The following is a 17,525-nucleotide window of genomic DNA, read 5'->3' as shown; positions in this document are numbered from 1 at the left end:
CGGCCACGGCTACGCGCAGCCCGCGTACGGCCACAGCCAGCAGCAGCACTACGGCTACCACGGCCACTACCGGCGCAAGAAGAAGCACGGCTTCCTCGGCGAACTGTTCGACTGACCGCCGACAACGCGCACGCCGGGCCGGTGCACCGCATCGACCCGGCGCGCTCGTCGCCGTGCCGCACCTGCCACACCGTGGCAGGCTGCTCGGCATGAGCCCGATCCGGCAGCACGAGGCGCTGGCCGAGGCGTACGACGGCATCACCGCCGTGGTCACCCCGCTCGACGACGCCGGCCTGCAACGGCCCACCCGGTGTCGCGGCTGGCTCGTCGCCGACCTGCTCTTCCACGTGCTCTGCGACGCCCAGCGTGCGCTCGTCGCCCTGGCCAGCCCCGCACCCGGACCGGCCGACGTGGACGACGTCAGCTACTGGCGTGCCTTCACTCCCGGCGACGACGACGCGGGCGCCCGGCACGCCTGGTGGGCCCGCCGCTGCGCCGCCGCCTTCGACCGGCCCACCGGCGTGGTCCGCCTCTGGGCCGACACCGCGCCCGCCGCCGTCCGCGCGGCCGCCGCAGCCGACCCCGACGGGTACGTGACCACGCAGGGCCACGTGCTGCGCGTACCCCATCTGCTCGCCACCCTGACCACCGAGGCGGTCATCCACCACCTGGACCTGGTGGTGGATCTGCCGGACGCGCCGCGACCGGCGGCGGACCCGACGCGGGTCGCGGTGACCACGATGGACGGCCTGCTCAGCGACGACGCGGTGAGGCCGGCCGGTTGGGACGACCACGACTACCTGCTGAAGGCCGCCGGGCGGGTGCCGCTCACCGACCGGGACCGGCTGGAGCTGGGCGAGGCGGCCGGATGGTTCCCGCTGCTCGGCTGAGGCCGCTCAGACGATGGCCATGTCCACGAAGCGCGACAGGTGCAACTGGGCCGCGACCGTCACCGTGTCGGTCGGCCCATTCCTGTGCTTGGCAACGATAAAGTCCGCCTCGCCCGCTCGCGGGGACTCCTTGTCGTAGTAGTCGTCGCGGTGCAGAAGGATGACAACGTCCGCATCTTGCTCGATCGAGTTGTGCGCGGCGATGCCGTTGGCGATGAAGTTGTGTGTGCCGAGCACCGTGGCGTCGTAGACGTCCTTCTCGCCGACTGACTCGATCGAGACGATCTCGTCCCAGAAGACGTCGTTCGTCGCGTGCAGATCAAGATCCGCCGAGTCCAGCACCGCCGCCACCTTGGCGAGTCTTGACCGGCTGGGTGCACGCTTCCACATTGCGCTGCCGGAGAACTGGGTACCGACGGCCGCGGCGAACTCTCGGTGGCTCATCTTGCGCTCTGCCAAGACTTCGCGAACCCTGGACCACACCTCCTTGGGCACGGTGTCCACGTTCGGATTGCTGACGACGGATTCGAGAATCACAAGCAGCGCCGCGCAGCCGTTGGCGCGCTCGCCGTGAACACCGATCTCCCGGAGGAAGCGAAGCTGGTCGTCGCGACCGGAGATGTCAAGGGTGTACTGCGGCCGGTGTCCAGCGACCGGCACCTGTCGCAACCGAGCCGAGATTCCGTAGCGAAGCAGCAGGCGTGAGATGTCCTCCAGCATGCGCCGCGATGTCGAGGAGAAGTAGATCCGTCCGCCTCGACCGGACTTGTTGACAGTTACGGACCCGTCCGTCGCCCAGATGTGTCGCAGAAAGAGCGTGATCTGTTCCTTGGGCAGGCCGAACACCGCCGGCGGTACGAACTTCTCGTGGGACCGCAGCCCGAACAGCCCCAACCCGTCCAACCACTCGGCGATCGGGTTCCGCCGCCCACGGGCGAGCCGGAACGGCGCCGGTAGCCGGAGCGTCGTCACCCGCGCAGCCGGGTAGTCGTCTCGCACAGCCGTGATCCCGAAGTGCATGGCCGCCTCCGACACGGCGGTCAGATTGGCCTCGTCACAACTGGCGTAGCGGATCGGCTGCCGGCGAACGAACGAGCCGTCCCCGAGGAGGTGGGCCAGCATCACCACCTCCGGCTCGGCCCATGGCTGAATGTTCAGCGGTGGCGGAATGTGCCGAGGCGCGGCAAGCCGGGTTCCCACCGTGAGTTCTCCCAGCGGCAGCCAACCACCGAAGGTGAGAAATGGGTGGTTAGCGGTCGCTTCCACCTGCTTCCCGGATGCCAGGGTCATCCGGAACACCTCGCGCGTTCCACTGGGAAACGCGTGGGTGAGCGTTCGGGGGGTGTAGCGGAGACCTTCATCGAGGGCCCACACAGGAACGTCCCTTACGTTCCCGGCAAGGAGCGCCCCGAGAGTGATCTCCGAGTTGTCATCGGCTCGTACGAGCCTGGTGTCGGCCGTCAGGCAGCCGGATTCCCGCAAGTCGGACAATTGCGGACGCTTATCGGTCCGCTGCTCGGGGCCACGGTTCAGCTGGCTCACCGCGATCACCGGGCATTCGACTTCCTTGGCCAGCAGCTTCAGGCCACGGGACAGGTCCGCGACCTCCTGCTGCCGACTCTCGGTGCGTTTCGGCGAGGTCATCAGCTGGAGATAGTCGACGACGATCAGCTTCAGGTCGTGCTTCTGCTTGAGCCGCCGCGCCTTCGCCCGGATCTCCATCAGGTTCATGCTCGGCGTGTCGTCGACGAAGAGCGGCGCCTCGCTGATCTCGCCCATGCAGCGGGCCAGCTTGGTCCAGTCGTCGTCGGAGAGCTGCCCGCTGCGCAACACGTGCAGCGGCACGCGCGCCTCGGCCGAGAGGAGTCGCATGACGATCTCGACCTTGCTCATTTCCAGCGAGAAGATCGCCGACGCCTGGTTGGCGCGGATCGCTGCATTTCGGGCGAAGTCCATGCTCGCCGTGCTGTTGTGCGTCGGGATCATCGAGCGGCCCGCCAGATACAGATGGTCGGGGTTGTCGACAGTCACACAACGCACCGGAACGCTCGGCACCGGACGGACGTCCACGATGAACCGCGAGTGGGAGCGGACGTCCGAGGACGTCCGGCGTCGGGCCGCATGAGCGGTGCGCTTCCGGTCCAGCCGGAAGACCGTGTCCGGGGTGGAGAAGTTCAGCGTGTATGCGATCGACGATTCCTCGGTCCGGCCGCGCACCTTGCGCTCGGTCATGGTGCACCGATATCCCAGGCTGACGACGAGTTCCCGAACGCCGTCGATCAGGCGCCTCGAAGTGGATGTGTACTGCAGGTTCCCGGTCGGCGCCACCGTGCCGTCGGTGTCCATGAGACCGGCGAGCAACGCCCGGCGCTGTGTTTCGGAGGCGCGGAGGTAGTCCCGCGGAATGTGCTTGTCGTAGGCCACCCCGACTCGCCGGAGCAGGGCCAGGAAGGAGCCGTTCCGTTCGTGGCACTCGACGCAGCGGCGGGTTCCGGGGTTCTCCCGCAGGGCACGGGTGGAGCCGCCGCAGTCGACGCAGGTGCGGTCCGGCGTCCTGGCCGGCGTGGGCAGATGCACGCTGTAGACCATGGGGCCGCTCGGGCGTACCAGGAAGCCGTCCTGGGCCACGAGGTCGAGCATCTCCGCGTCCGCGGTGGTGAAGCGGCTTGCCCCGGTGTGCCCGTCGCCGAGCCACACCCCGAGGGTGTACGGGGGGACGACCAGATCGCGTTCCGGAAGCCGGAGCGGCGCGCAGTTCCGCACGGCGTGGTTGAGACGGCGGTCGGCCGTCTCGGTACGCAGCGTGGCCGCGATCTGCGCCGTCGTGACGATCCCGTCGTGCTCGGCGCGGCTGCCGGCGTTCACCGGTCGTTCCGCGCGTGCACGGAGGCCGGAGATCAACGCGCCCACCGGGTAGCCCGGAGCCGTCCAGTTGCGTGTCTTGCCGGCCCGGGTCACCGGTCGGGCGACCCGGCCGTTGGAACCCACCGTCTGCGCCACCGCGTGGAGCACGTTGCGGAATTCCGGGCCGACCTGATCCAGGGTCTCCGCGAGAGTGACCAGCCGGTGCGGTTCGGTAGATGCGGCCGCCTCGGCCGTCCGTACCTTCGCCAGCGCCGGCTCGGCCCAGTGGTGCCGCCGGCGTGCCTCCGGCTGGCGCCGGCTGGCCCGGGTGGTGGTCTTCCACAGGTGCTCGGCGTCCGCCACGATGACGCTTCCGTCGGAGAACTCGACCTCGTAGCAGGGGCGGTCGTACATCACGTCGAAGACGTTGGTGATCGTCGTCGGAGTGCCGTCCGCGGCGAGGAGCTGCTCGCCGATGCGCACCTCACCCATGGTGGTCCAGCCCTGCGGGGTGGGCAGCGGGGTGTCGAGTGCGAGCGCCTTACCGAGACCGGGCCGGCCGGCCACGATGATGAGTTGGCCGGCGTGCAGGCCGTTGAGCAGGCGGTCGAGGTCGGTGAAGCCGGTCGGCACACCTGTCATCACCCCGCCCTGGGCACCGACCGCCTCGATCTCGTCGAGCGTCGGCTGGAGCATGTCGGCCAGGACGGCGAAGTCCTCGCTGACGCGCTTCTCGGTGATCTCGTAGACGGCCTGCTGGGCGAGGTCGACGATGTCGTCGACGTCGCGGCTGCCGCTCGGGCCGGTGCCGTAGCCGAGCTGCACGATCCGGGTGCCGGCCTCGACCAGCCGCCGGAGCACCGCCCGTTCGCCGACGATGCGGGCGTAGTAGGCGGCGTTCGCGGCGGTGGGCACGCTGGCGATCAGCGTGTGCAGGTAGGGCGCGCCGCCGATCCGGGCGAGGTCGCCCGAGTCGGCGAGCGCCGCCGCCACGGTGATCGGGTCGGCGGGTTCACCGCGCCCGTAGATGTCCAGGATCGCGTCGAAGATGGTGGCGTGGACCGGACGGTAGAAGTCGTTCGTCTTCAGGATCTCCACGACGTCCGCGATGGCGTCCTTGGAGAGCAGCATGCCGCCGAGTACGCACTGCTCGGCGGCGACGTCCTGAGGTGGTGTCTTCTCGAATGCCGTATCGCGTGGCGGCGGCTCGGGCGGTTGCCCCCCGGTCCGTTCCGCACGCGTCTCGTCGGTGACCGACACGGGTTCCCCCCTCGCTGCGTCGGATCGAGTCCAGCTGTATCGCTGGGGTATGACAACTCTCCGCCGACCCTCCGGTCGATCGGGGGTCATCGCCCGGCGGTCGGTGGACCACGATACGGAACCCGAGGTCAACCGCTCAACAAGGCCGGTGGATGAGCCTCGGGACAACCTGTGGACGCCTGGGGACAGGCATGTGCGCAGGGTGTGCACAGGGGTGTGGAAAAGTGATGGGGAATTCCGGGCTTATCGCCTCTGACCTGGGCTTTTGCTATCCCCACCCTGTGGACGGAAGATTTCCGGCTGAGCTTTGCCGTCCTTCGTCCCGTACTATCGCTGCGAACGGCGACACCTGGGACAGCGGGTTTACTTTCGGGTTGAGAGAGGTCACGCTCCGGCCGTGAGACACCGGGACTGGGGAAGCGGGGAGGACAGCCCGCGCGAGCGACGGCCGAGCGGTTCCTGGGACGAACCCGCCGGGCCGCGCCGGGTCGACTCGTACGCGCCCGAGGGCTACCGCACGGCGAGTCGGCGGCGGGCGATCGAGCGTGGCCAGGACGAGCCGGTGGAGACGTACCTTCCCCGTTGGGCGCTGGAATCCGGTGTGAGTCGGGCGGACGGCGGTGGGCGGCATGCCGCACCGGACGACGACGAGGTGGAGACGCCGTCCCCCGGCGGTGGTTGGCGGGCGGACGCGGGCCCGCGTCGTGATCTGCGCGCGATCGGTGCGGGTCCGTTGTCGGACCACACCGCCGAGTGGACGATGGACGCCCCGCAGGAGCGCGGTTACGTGGGCAACCGGCGGGCGGACGACGACGAGCCGGTTTCCGGGCCGGTCCCCCGGAGTCGTCCTCGCCGGGCGGCGACGCGCCGGCCGCAGGTGACCTGGTCCGGTCTGCCGGAGTCGGCGGGTTCGAGCGAAGGGCCGGCGGGGTCGGACGGTGCACGGCCGGCGGGTCGGCCGCGCCGGTCGGCGTCGGGTTCCTCCTGGCCGCCGCCGGCGGGGGCGGACTCCACCTGGTCGCGGCCGGCGGCGCCGGACGGCGCGTGGCCCCGCTCGGGGGCGGATGCCGGGTGGCCGGCGACGGATCCGGCCCGGTCGCCGTCGAACGCCACGGAATCGGAGCCGGCCTGGGGACGGGCGGCAGAGTCGGAGCCGGCCTGGGGACGGGCGGCGTCGGAGTCGGCGCGGCCGCAACCGGCGGCGGATCCGTGGCAGCGGCGCCGGAGCGCCGAGCGCCAGCCGGTGGAGCCGCCCGCTGTCGATCCGTGGGACGCGTCGGGGGTGCACGCCTGGGACCGGCCGGTGCCCGAGAGCCGCTGGGAGCGGGCGGAGGGCCGGCGGGACCGTACGGAGCACACCGGTGAGTGGGACCGGTTCAACGACACCGGTTTCCTGGAGCCGGTGCGGGCCACCGACGACCGGTACGTGCGGGCCGATCCGTGGGACCGGTCGGCGCCGCCGGTGCGGGAGGGCTGGGCGTCGCCGGAACGGGCCGAGGCGTTCTGGTCGGGTACCCGGCTCTCCGGTGACGATCCGCGGTGGATGGAGACGCCGTCGACGGCTCCGCGCTCGCCTGCGGTGGCGTACTCGGCGCCGCGTCCGCGTACCGTGCCTCGCCGTGGCCCGGTGGAGCCGACGCCGTCGACGTTGCGGCGCCGGGTGGAGACGATCGGCGGCGGTTCGTGGGGCAGGCGGCTGGAGGACGACCTGCTGGACCCGGATCCGGGTGGCCCGTTGCGGCCGCTGGTCTACACCGCGGCCTGCTATCTGGTTCCGGCGGTGCTGCTGGTGGTCGGTCTGCTGTTCCTGAGCGGTCAGCCTCCGGCGGGATGCGTCACGGACATCACCGGCGGTGGTTGTGACTCGCCGCGTGCACACGCGCTGGAGTCGCTGGTGTCGGCGGCGCCGCGGTTCGGGTTGGCGATGGTGAGCAGTCTGGTGGTGGCGGTGCTGCTGCGGCAGGTCGGGACGACGTGGCGGTCGGCGACGGTGGCGCTGGCGGCCGCGGTGGTGGGTGGTGGCCTGTCCACTGTCGTGATCAGCGCGGTGACGGGCAAGCCGCTCGGTTGAGCGGCGAAGATGCGAAAAGGCCCGCACCGGCGACCGGTGCGGGCCTTTCGCGTCGTGCTTCGGGTGTCAGCCCTTGACCACGTTCAGGTCGAACTTGGCGGTCACCTCGGGGTGCAGCCGGATGCTGACCGGGTAGGAGCCGAGCGCCTTGATGTGGCCGGGCAGCTCCAGCCGGCGGCGGTCCAGGGTCGGGCCGCCTGCGGCCTTGACGGCGTCGACGATCTCGGCCGGGGTGACCGAGCCGAAGAGCCGCCCGCCGTCGCCGGCGCGGGCCTTCAGGTTGACCTTCAGACCCTCGACCTGGGTCTTGACCTCGGTGGCGTGGCCCAGGTCGCGGATCTCGCGGGCCGAGCGGGCCCGCTTGATGACCGTGACCTGCTTCTCCGCGCCCTTGGTCCAGGCGATCGCGAAGCCCTGCGGCAGCAGGTAGTTACGGCCGAAGCCGTCCTTCACCTCGACGATGTCGCCCGGAGAGCCGAGGCCGGACACCTCCTGAGTCAGGATGATCTTCATGTCCGTGCCTCCTCTCAGCGGGCCGTGGCCGTGTAGGGCAGGAGCGCCATCTCACGGGCGTTCTTGACCGCACGGGCGATCTGCCGCTGCTGCTGCGAGGTGACGCCGGTCACCCGCCGAGCGCGGATCTTGCCGCGGTCGGAGATGAACTTGCGCAGCAGCGCGGTGTCCTTGTAGTCGATGTAGGTGATCCCGTCCTTGTCGAGCGGGTTCACCTTCTTCTTCGGCTTGCGAAGTGCCGCAGCCTTGGCCATTGCTCGTGCTCCTGGTTTGCGATCGCGGGCGCTCGGCGCCATTAGAACGGGGGCTCCTCGTCGAAGTTTCCGCCGCCCGAACCACCGCGGGAGGGGGCGGGGGCAGCAGAGGCCCAGGGGTCGTCGAAGTTGCCTCCGCCGCCACCCTGGCCGCCACCACCACCGAAGCCGCCGCCACCGCCACCGGAGCGGGACATCTTCTGCACCTTCGCCGTGGCGTAGCGCAGGGACGGGCCGATCTCGTCGACCTCCAGCTCGATGACGGTGCGCTTCTCACCCTCACGGGTCTCGTACGACCGCTGACGCAGCCGGCCGGACACGATCACGCGAGCGCCGCGCTGCAGCGACTCGGCGACGTTCTCGGCGGCCTGGCGCCAGACCGTGCACGAGAGGAACAGCGGCTCGCCGTCCTTCCACTCGCCGGAGGCCTTGTCCATGAAGCGGGGCGTCGAAGCGACCCGGAACTTGGCGACCGCCGCGCCGGAGGGGGTGAATCGCAACTCGGGGTCATCGGTCAGGTTGCCGATGACCGTGATGGTGGTGTCTCCTGCCATGACCATCTCCTCGCGCACTCATCGTTGTGCCGTACAGGCTCTCAGAGCCCTACGACAGCGTGATGAGGCTTGATCCGGACGTGCCGGGTCTAGATGCTCAGCGCATCTCCGGACGGATGACCTTGGTGCGCAGCACCGACTCGTTGAGTCGGAGCTGACGGTCCAGCTCGCCAACGGCCTCCGGCGTCGCCTGGAGGTCGATGACGGCGTAGATGCCCTCGGCCTTCTTGTTGATCTCGTACGCGAGGCGCCGGCGGCCCCACACGTCGGTCTTCTCCACCGAGCCACCCGCGGTCCGGATCACGTTCAGGTACGTGTCGAGCGACGGGGCGACGGTGCGCTCCTCGAGGCTGGGGTCGAGGATCACCATGACTTCGTAATGACGCAAGACGTGCTCACCTCCTGTGGGCTAAGCGGCCACGGTCCTTCCGTGGCAGGAGGTCGTGCGTCGCTGCCCGCGGCCGGTGCCGGGGGAACCCGGGCGGACACGCGGACAACCGGACCAGGATAGCCGGTCCGGACGATCATCGCCGGGCCGGTGGCCCCGGTGTGCCGGGTGCGGCGACAGGGGCCCACCTCCGGCGAGCCGGCAGGTGGACCCCTGTCCACGGGACCGCGGGGCGTCCCGTCCGCATTCCTTGGGTGGGACCTGGGGAGGAACGACCACACCGATGAGGTTGGATCGAAGACGCCCCGCGGAGCTTTATCGTGTTGTCACCTGGTCTGACCATACAATGGCTCTCGTCACCACTTGGGGTAAATGGAGGAATTGGTCCTCCTGCTGGGCTCCCGTACCGGGATGACAAGCGGATCCCGCCCCGTCGTGCCGGGCCGCACGGCGGGGCGTCCCGTTTCCGGGGGTCCACCCCCTCGCCCGGCCGTGCTGTGGACCACGTCCGGGCGGAGCGTCGACCATCGATCCCACCTCGGACAACGACCGCCGGGCCGGGTGGTGACGCGTTCGACCCGCCGGGCGTCTCGCGCGAGCGCGCCGACCGTCGCAGGCGCGACGTAGGCTGCCCTGCATGCGAATCGGAGCCCACGTCGATCCGACCGACCCGCTGGCCGAGGCGGCCGCCCGGCAGGCCGAGGCGGTCCAGTTCTTCCTGGCCGACCCGCAGGGCTGGAAGGCCCCGAAGCCGCGTGAGGACGCCGAACGCCTGCGTTCCGCCGACGTCGACCTGTACGTGCACGCGCCGTACGTGATCAACGTGGCCACGCTCAACAACCGGATCCGCATTCCCAGCCGCAAGCTGCTGCTCGCCCACGCCACCGCCGCGGCGGACGTCGGGGCCAAGGGGCTGATCGTGCACGGCGGCCACGTCAACGCCGGCCACGACGTCGCGGTCGGCTTCGACAACTGGCGCAAGACCTTCGCGTACGCGGCGGACTCGGGCGGCTTCCCGCTGCCGGTGCTGATCGAGAACACCGCCGGCGGTGACAACGCCTGCGCCCGGCACCTCGACTCACTGGCCCGGCTCTGGGACGCGCTCGGCGACCACGAGGTCGGCTTCTGCCTGGACACCTGCCACGCGTACGCGGGCGGCGAGGAACTGCTGGGCCTGGTCGACCGGGTGAAGGCGATCACCGGCCGGATCGACCTGATCCACGCGAACAACTCCAAGGGCGCGTTCAACTCCGGCCAGGACCGGCACGACAACCTGACCGGCGGCACCATCGACCCGGAGCTGCTGGTGGCGGTGATCCGCGCGGCGGGCGCGCCGGTGATCGTGGAGACCCCCGGCGGCGTCGAGGGCCAGACCGCCGACATCGCGTTCCTGCGCGGGCAGCTGGGCGCGGCGGCGTGACGACGGAGCAGTCCGGTACGACCGGCCGCCGGTCCGGCGCCGACCCCCGTCCGGACGGGACGGGCGCGCAGAACCGGCCGGACGAGACGGCCGAGGCGACCCCGCCCGGCGAGGGTGGGACCGCCGAGGGCGGATCCGGCAAGGCAGGCGGCAGCGGCAAGGCCGAGGCAACCGACACGGCGAGCGCCAGGACCGGGGCCAGCACCGCGGACGAGGCCGCCGGGAAGAAGGCCGAGGCCCGGGACGAGTCGGCCGGGAAGAAGGCCGAGGGCGGGGACGAGAGCGCAACGGGTACGGCCGACGACGAGCCCGCCGATCCCTGGTCCGCGTTCGGGCCGGCGCCGGAGCCGGTGCTCGGCCGGGCCCGCCGGGCCGTCCGCGCGGTCGGCCGGTTCCTGGTGCACGAGTGGACGCTCGCCGCCGTCGCCGCGCTGGCGCTGGCTGCGGCGATGACCTGGCCCACGTTGCGCTATCCGCGGCACACGCTGCCGCAGGACTACTGGGATCCGAGCCTGCAGGCGTGGCAGATGGCCTGGTCCGGCCACATCCTGCGGACCGACCCGGCGATGCTGTGGCACGCGAACACGTTCTATCCGGAGAACTGGAGCTTCGCGTTCTCCGACACGCTCCTGGGGTACGCCCCGGCCGGCCTGATCGGGGTAGGTCCGGAGCACGCCGTGCTGCGCTACAACATCATGTTCGTGCTGGCGCACGCGCTCGCCGCGTTCGGCGCGTACGTGCTGGCCCGGCAGCTCGGCGCGGGCCGCATCGGCGGCGCGGTGGCCGGGGCGAGCTTCGCCTACGCGCCGTGGCTGCTGGCCCAGGCGGGGCACCTGCACATCCTCTCCAACGGCGGCATCCCGCTGGCACTGGCCATGCTGGCACGGGGTCACGGCTGGTCGCTGCGCTACGGCTACCGGCCGCGCCGCCGGCACGCGGGCTGGGCGTTCGCCGGGTGGCTGGTTGCCGCGTGGCAGCTCAGCCTGGGTTTCGGCATCGGGCTGCCGTTCGCGTACATGCTGGCCGGGACCGTTCTGGTCGCGGTGGTGCTGTGGTTCGTGCGGCGACGCGGGGTGAGGCGTCCGTTCGGGCGGCGGCTGTTCCTGGCCGACGTGTTCGGCGGGCTCGCGTTCGCCGCGGTCGGCGCGGCGCTCGCGGTGCCGTACTTCAAGGTTGCCGAGCTGCACCCGAACGCGGAACGGACGCTCGGTGACATCGGGCTCTATTCGCCGCCGGCGAGCGGGTTCTTCACCGCGCCGGCCGAGTCCCGGGTCTGGGGCGGGCTGCACGAGGGTGCCCGCGCGGTGCTGCCGTGGCACCCGGAGATGACGCTGCTGCCGGGCTTCGCGCTCTACGCGCTCGCCGCCGGTGGCCTGTTCTTCTCGGTCTGGCGGGTCCGGCACCGGATCTTCCTGCTCGCCGGGGTGCTCGTGACGATGGCGCTGGCGATGGGCACCCGGTTCTTCGGCGGCCGGTTCACCTACGTGCCGTTGTTCGACTACCTGCCGGGCTGGAGCGGGCTGCGCACGCCGGGCCGGATGATGCTCTGGACCACGCTGCTGCTGGGCCTGCTCGCGGCCGGTGCCGTCACCGCGTTCTGCATGCGGGTACGCGAGCTGGCCGCCGAACGGGTGCCGCCCTGGCCGGGGCCGTGGCTGCGCCTGGCCACGCTGCTGCCGTTGGCGCTGGTGCTCGTGGAAGGGCTGAACGCCACGCCGCAGCCCGTGGTGCCGCGGCAGCCGGCGGCGATGCGGACCGTCGACGGCCCGATGCTGGTGCTGCCGAGCAGCCAGAACCTGGATCAGCCGGTGATGCTCTGGTCCACCGACCGGTTCCAGTCGATGGTCAACGGCGGCAGCGGTTTCACGCCGCGTTCGCAGGCTCAGATCCGCGAGGCGACAGTCAGCTTCCCGGACTACGCGAGCGTCGACTACCTGCGGCAGATCGGCGTGAAGAACGTGGTCGTGCTGCGCGACGAGCTGGAGGGCACCCCGTGGGAGGGGATGCTCGACCGGCCGGTCGACACACCGGGAGTGACCCGGGAGCAGGTCGGCGAGGCGGTCGTGTTCCGGCTGTAGACCGGGACACGACCGCCTCGGTCACACCGGAACGGGTTCGGCGGGCCGTTCGGCGGCGCGCGCCCGCCAGCGCTGATGCCAGGGCGCGTCGGGCGCGCCGTCGAGCACTCCGCCGTCCGGGTCGTCGGCGTAGGTGTGCCGGACGACGTCCAGTTCGGGCCGCACGATGTCCCGGATGACGAACCCGCAGAGCACCACCACTGTGATCAGGCGCAGGCTCGACGCCAGCACGAAGACGCCCTCGGGGAAGACCGGCCGGGACATGGCAGTGCCGAGCAGTTCGCCGTAGAACGCGGCGAAGTAGCAGACCTCGGCGACCTGCCAGGCCAGGAACGCGCCCCAGCGCGGCCGGGCGAGCACCGCGAGCGGCAGCAGCCAGAGCACGAACTGCTGGGACCACACCTTGCTGAAGATGAGGAACGCGGCGACCACCAGGAAGGCGAGCTGGGCCAGCCGGGGGCGGCGCGGCGCGAGCAGCGCCAGCCCGGCCACGCCGAGGCACGCCAGACCGAAGAGCAGGTACGACAGCCAGTTGAGGGTGGGAATGTTCGCGTTGAGCCACTCGAACGGCCCGAGTTCGCCGGGCGAGGACGGGCTGATCCGGCCGTCCAGGTAGCGGCCGATGTACCAGAGCGTCCCCCAGTCGATGGGGCGTGTGGTGTTCAGGTCGAAGAAGCGTTCCCAGTTCTCCCGGTAGGGGATCGCGACAGGCAGGTTCACGGCCACGAGCGTCACCACCGCGGTCGCCGTGGCGACGAGCCCGGCCAGCAGTTTGCCGGCGCGCAGCGCGAGGACCAGGATCGGGCCGAGGAGGAACAGCGGCCACATCTTGGCCGCCCCGCCGAGTCCGATGAGGACGCCGGCGAGTCCGGGCAGCAGCAGCGCGTACCGGTCGGGCCGGGCGCGCGCCCAGGCCAGCAGACCGAACGCGGCCAGGCCGATGGCGAGCAGGTCCCAGTTGACGGTGGCGGTGAGCACGAGCGCCGGGGAGAGCGCGAACAACGCGGCGTCCCAGGGTCGTCGGCGGCGCAGGCTGAGGATCACGGCGACGGTGGCGACCGCGAGCGCGCCGAGCACCAGCGCGTTCAGGTTGTAGAACCACTGGCCCTGGTTGATGGCGGGGTTGTCGGCGCCGAGGGCGTGCACCGGCAGGCCGAGCGCGCCCATGAAGTAGCCGGTCAGCACCGGGTATTCCACGGGGTGGTCGGCGTAGGGCACCTTGCCCTCGTTGAGCCCTTCGGCGTAGTAGAGCGCGAGCACGTCGGTGTAGCACATCCGGGTGTACTGGATGTTGTTCTGCCAGGCGCCGTCCTGGCAGGGCGACTTCTGCACCCAGTGCAGTGCCAGCGTGAGGCACACCAGCGCCAGCACGATGCGGCCGGCGGTCCAGAAGCGGCTCTCCCGGCCGGCGGGCCGGTCCAGGGCGGCGGCGTGGTCGCCGAGCGGCCCGCCGATCAGACCGGAGGCGCCGCGGACGAACCAGTCGGAGCGGGACGGGTGGTCGACCGTCTCCGCGGATCGTGGCGCCGCCTCGGACGCGCCGGGCTCATCGATGCCTGCGGGCGACTGGGTGCTCATGGAGAGGCATCCTGCCGTACACCGGGGGTCGCCGTCCCGTCGCGCGCGGAGAAATTCCGGTACGCGAAACGCGGCGGCGGCCGGACCCGAGGTCCGGCCGCCGCCGTCAGGTGGTGCGCGCGTCAGTTCTGTCGTGTCGGTGGTGTGCTCGGTAGCAGCCCACCGCCGCCACCGCCGCCACCGCCGCCACCGGGACGTCCGCCGCCTCCGGGGAGCCCGCCCCCGCCGGGCGTTCCACCCTGGTCGCCGCCGCCACCGGGGGTGCCGCCACCGGGCGTGCCGCCGGGGCAGAACAGGCCCAGCGGGTCGCAGTTCGGGCCGCCCGGCTGGCCGGGCTCGTTCGCCGGCGGCGGGGTCTCGCCGTTGCCGGCGTCGTCCTCGCCGACGTTCGCCGCCGGCGGGAACTCCTCCTTGTCCTTGCCCTTGAGCGCCTCGTTCATGAAGCGCTGGAAGATGTCACCGGGCATCTTGGCGCCGCTGATGCTCTCGCCGCCCTTGTACTTGATCGCCTTGCGGTCGCCCTTGTTGCCGACCCAGACCGCGGTGGCGAGTTGCGGCGTGTAGCCGATCATCCAGGCGTCGCCGTTGTCGGTGGTCTTGTCGCTGAGTTCCCAGGTGCCGGTCTTCTCGGCGACCTGCCGGCCACCCTCGAGGCGCTTGTTGATCTGGCCCGGGTACTGCTTCAGCACGGAGGTGACGTCGGCGACGATGTCCTTGTCGATCCGCTGCTGCCCCTTGAGCTTCTCCGCGCCGACCAGGTCCCACTTGCCGGTGTCGGGGTTCTGCTTCTCCACCTTCCGGACGAAGTGCGCCTTGTGGTAGACGCCCTGGTTGGCGAAGGTGGCGACGCCGTTGGCGTGGTCGAGCACCGTGATCGGGTACTGGCCGTAGCCGATGACGTGGAAGAACGGCGACGGCGCGAGGTCCTTCGGGTCGGCCTTGGTCAGGTCGTGCGCCTTGGCCGGGTTGGTGTCGGTCTGCCACATGGTGGTGACGCCGGCCTGCTTGGCCATGTCGAGCACCTTGTCCGGGCCGATCTTCTCGGTGATGTAGTAGAACGGCACGTTCAGCGACTTGAGCGTCGACAGTTCGAGCGTGCAGGAGTCACCGCAGGAGACCTTGTCCGCGCCGGCGTTGCTGACCTTGAACTTGGTGTCCTTCGGCGTGAACGCCGTGCCCTTCCACCGGGACTTGAGCGAGATGCCCGCCTTCAGGGCTGCGGCCAGCGTATAGATCTTGAAGCTCGAACCCGGCGAGTGACCGCCGCTTACCACGCCGTTGTCGACGTTCTTCCCGGCGTAGTCGGTGCCGGTGCCGTTGTCGCCGCCGTAGTAGGCGAGCACTCGCCCGGTCTCCGGGTCGATGCTCACCACGGCAGCCATCAGGTTCGACGGCTGGCCGGCGAGTTCGGAGCTCTTCCGGGCCCGCTGGGCCGCGTCGAGCGCCGCCTCCTGCATCTTCCGGTTGATCGTGGTGGTGATCTTGTAACCACCCCGGCTCAGCGCCTTCGAGCACAGCGGCTTCTTCTCGGTCGCCTCGGCCTCGTTGTCGGTGCAGAGCTTCATCTCGCGCAATTCCTGCGAGACGTAGTTGACGATGTTGCCGTACGGGGTGTCGATGCCGAAGCCGCCGCCGCTGTTCTTCTTCGGCTTCTGGATGTTCTTCGGGTACTCGGTGGGGTGCTGCGGCGTGTTCGGCGCGTCCAGCCACTTCTCCGTGATCATGCCGTTGATCACGTAGTTCCACCGGTCCAGCGCGGCCGTCGGGTTGATCGCCGGGTCGTAACCCTGGTGGGTGCCGCTCGGCTCCGGCTGCTTGATCAGCGCGGCGAGCACCGCGGCCTCGGCCACGGTCAGGCTCTTGACGTCCTTTTCGAAGTAGGTCCGCGCCGCCGCCTGGATGCCGTACGCGCCCCGGCCGAAGTAGATGACGTTCAGGTAGTGCTGCATGATCACGCGCTTGTCGTACTTGTCGTTCAGCTTGGAGGCGAGGATCGCCTCCTTCACCTTGCGGCCGTACGTGTCCTGGTTCAGGTTCTCGAACGCGTTGCGCGCGTACTGCTGGGTGATGGTCGAGGCGCCCTGCTTGTCGCCGCCGGTGAGGTTGTTCCACGCGGCGCGGGCGATGCCCTTGTAGTCCACACCGGAGTGCTTGTAGAAGTTCCGGTCCTCCGCCGCGGCGACCGCGTGCTGGACGTGCTCCGGGATCTGGTCGATGGTGACCAGCTGGCGGTTCTGGTCGCCGATCCGGGCGATGGCGGTCTTGCCGCTCGAGTCGTAGATGGTGGTGGACAGCGGCGGGATGGTGTCCTCCGGTAGCACCACCTTGGTGGAGTACCAGGTGAAGCTCACCACGCCGATGCCGGCGAGCATGATGAACACGGCGAAGCCGGCGATCAGCATGTTGATCCGGCGGCGCTTCTTCGCCCGCGCCGGGTCCTCGCCGTGGCCACGCCGGCCGGGGCCGGCCGGACCGCCGGGACCACCGGGGCCGCCGCCTGCGGCGCCGGGCACCCGGGCGCGGCCACCGACAGCCGCCGCGCCGACGCTCGCGCGTGCGCCCACGCTGGCCCGCCCACCGACGCCGGCCGCGCCGACGCTCGCGCGTGCGCCCACACTGGCCCGCCCACCGACGCCGGCCGCGCCGACGCTCGCCGCGCCCACCGAGGCGCGTCCGGCCGGAGCGGCCGGGGAGACGGGCACCGACGCCCGGCCGGCGCCGGCGCGTCCGGAGGCGCCGGGCGCCGGCGACACGGGCACCGAGGCGCGGCCGCCCGCGCCGGCCCGGCCGACCGGGGCGGAGCCTGCCGCCCCGCGTGGCACCGGAGCGGCGCCGCCGACCGAGGCCCGGCCGCCCGCGCCGTACGGTGTCGCGGAGGCGCGCGCCGAGGCGCCGCCCTCAGCCGCGCCGGACCAACCGTTCCCGCCCCGGCTCCCTTCGGAACCGGGGTCGCCGTTCGGGCCCGGGATCTGGGCCCGCCCACGCGAAGAACTGGGATCGCCGTAGTTCATTCCTCACACCCTGCCGGTCGCGGTGGGGCGCGGGGGCGCCGCCACCGGGTTGCCGTGAGCTGGAACACGGGACGTTACCCGCCGGTGGTACCGGCGCGCGCCCGTCAAATCCGACCTATTCGGACCATTTACGCTTAAAGGCTGTCGATCCTGCCGCCCGGGGAATGGGCCGGCAGCGATCGGGACAGCCGCGTTCACCGTTGCGCCTCTCGCCTTCGCCGAGGGGTGGAGCCGTTGGCCGCCACCGAATCGTCCGCGTCCTCCGCCTCGTCCGCGAGGCCGTCCCGGCCGAGCAGGAACTGCTCGACGAGATGGTTCCAGTCGCAGCCGGGGCAGACCTCCACCACGAACACCTGGAACTCACGCAGCGTCATGGCCAGGACGGGCAACTCGGCCCGGGTACGCGCCTGGCCGGCCGACTGCTTGAGTTCGTCACCGTAAATGTAGTGGACGTGGATCAGGTTCTCGCTGCGGCAGATCGGGCAGCGGCGGTCGGTGGGCTCACCGTGGAAACGAGCAGCGTTCTTCAGGTACGGCGAGGCGTCGCAGACGTCGTACGTGCCGATCCGCCCGGCGAGGAGTTCACGCAGCACAGCCCGCTTCTGGAGCGAGTAGTCGACGACCTGGCGCTGCGTACGCATGCGGGAAAGGGTACGCGCTCCGG

At 70.9% G+C, this 17,525-nt stretch carries 12 protein-coding genes; 4 read left to right on the top strand and 8 right to left on the bottom strand.

Going from position 1 to position 17,525, the window contains the following annotated elements:
* Window positions 1–209: 209 nt before the first annotated feature.
* A complete protein-coding gene (locus Q3W68_RS08695; protein ID WP_302904913.1) occupies window positions 210–890 on the top strand; it encodes a maleylpyruvate isomerase N-terminal domain-containing protein in 681 nt (226 codons plus the stop codon).
* 6 nt (window positions 891–896) lie between these two features.
* Here Q3W68_RS08695 and Q3W68_RS08690 read toward each other — a convergent pair whose 3' ends face one another.
* A complete protein-coding gene (locus Q3W68_RS08690; RefSeq protein WP_368045725.1) occupies window positions 897–5,084 on the bottom strand; it encodes a replicative DNA helicase in 4,188 nt (1,395 codons plus the stop codon).
* Window positions 5,085–6,237: 1,153 nt separating this feature from the next.
* On the opposite strand from Q3W68_RS08690, the gene Q3W68_RS08685 reads away from it, so the two are divergent.
* The gene (locus tag Q3W68_RS08685; RefSeq protein WP_302904911.1) at window positions 6,238–7,065 is read left to right on the top strand and encodes a hypothetical protein; all 828 of its coding nucleotides are present in this window, start codon (window positions 6,238–6,240) and stop codon (window positions 7,063–7,065) included.
* A gap of 66 nt (window positions 7,066–7,131) precedes the next feature.
* Here Q3W68_RS08685 and rplI read toward each other — a convergent pair whose 3' ends face one another.
* The 4 genes from rplI to rpsF form a co-directional block, all read right to left on the bottom strand.
* Window positions 7,132–7,578, bottom strand: a complete 447-nt coding sequence (rplI, locus tag Q3W68_RS08680; protein ID WP_018788496.1) for a 50S ribosomal protein L9 — start codon at window positions 7,576–7,578, stop codon at window positions 7,132–7,134.
* 14 nt (window positions 7,579–7,592) lie between these two features.
* Entirely contained in the window at window positions 7,593–7,832 is a 240-nt protein-coding gene (rpsR, locus tag Q3W68_RS08675) for a 30S ribosomal protein S18 (protein WP_007073789.1), read from the bottom strand.
* 41 nt (window positions 7,833–7,873) lie between these two features.
* Window positions 7,874–8,404 carry a single-stranded DNA-binding protein gene (locus tag Q3W68_RS08670; protein ID WP_172967885.1) on the bottom strand — a complete coding sequence of 177 codons (531 nt, stop codon included), beginning with the start codon at window positions 8,402–8,404 and terminating at the stop codon, window positions 7,874–7,876.
* Window positions 8,405–8,483: 79 nt separating this feature from the next.
* On the bottom strand, window positions 8,484–8,774 hold the full coding sequence (rpsF, locus tag Q3W68_RS08665) for a 30S ribosomal protein S6 (RefSeq protein ID WP_013289357.1): 291 nt from the start codon (window positions 8,772–8,774) through the stop codon (window positions 8,484–8,486).
* 637 nt (window positions 8,775–9,411) lie between these two features.
* Between rpsF and Q3W68_RS08660 the strand changes: the two genes are divergently transcribed.
* On the top strand, window positions 9,412–10,194 hold the full coding sequence (locus tag Q3W68_RS08660; protein ID WP_128137518.1) for a deoxyribonuclease IV: 783 nt from the start codon (window positions 9,412–9,414) through the stop codon (window positions 10,192–10,194).
* Window positions 10,191–12,272 carry a hypothetical protein gene (locus tag Q3W68_RS08655; protein ID WP_302904910.1) on the top strand — a complete coding sequence of 694 codons (2,082 nt, stop codon included), beginning with the start codon at window positions 10,191–10,193 and terminating at the stop codon, window positions 12,270–12,272. The genes Q3W68_RS08660 and Q3W68_RS08655 overlap by 4 nt, the downstream gene beginning before the upstream one ends.
* Before the next feature lie 21 nt (window positions 12,273–12,293).
* Here Q3W68_RS08655 and Q3W68_RS08650 read toward each other — a convergent pair whose 3' ends face one another.
* The 3 genes from Q3W68_RS08650 to Q3W68_RS08640 form a co-directional block, all read right to left on the bottom strand.
* Window positions 12,294–13,850, bottom strand: coding sequence for a glycosyltransferase family 87 protein (locus Q3W68_RS08650; protein WP_302904909.1), 1,557 nt, complete (start codon window positions 13,848–13,850; stop codon window positions 12,294–12,296).
* A 122-nt stretch (window positions 13,851–13,972) separates the two neighbouring features.
* Window positions 13,973–16,861, bottom strand: coding sequence for a transglycosylase domain-containing protein (locus tag Q3W68_RS08645; RefSeq protein WP_302904908.1), 2,889 nt, complete (start codon window positions 16,859–16,861; stop codon window positions 13,973–13,975).
* A 194-nt stretch (window positions 16,862–17,055) separates the two neighbouring features.
* On the bottom strand, window positions 17,056–17,502 hold the full coding sequence (locus Q3W68_RS08640) for a DUF5318 domain-containing protein (RefSeq protein ID WP_302904907.1): 447 nt from the start codon (window positions 17,500–17,502) through the stop codon (window positions 17,056–17,058).
* Window positions 17,503–17,525: the final 23 nt, after the last annotated feature.

Origin of the sequence: Micromonospora sp. C28ISP2-4 (assembly GCF_030519385.1) — a bacterium.
GTDB lineage: Bacteria > Actinomycetota > Actinomycetes > Mycobacteriales > Micromonosporaceae > Micromonospora > Micromonospora tulbaghiae.
The sequence above is the reverse complement of the archived record's forward strand: the minus strand, read 5'-3'. Positions and strand labels throughout refer to the sequence as shown.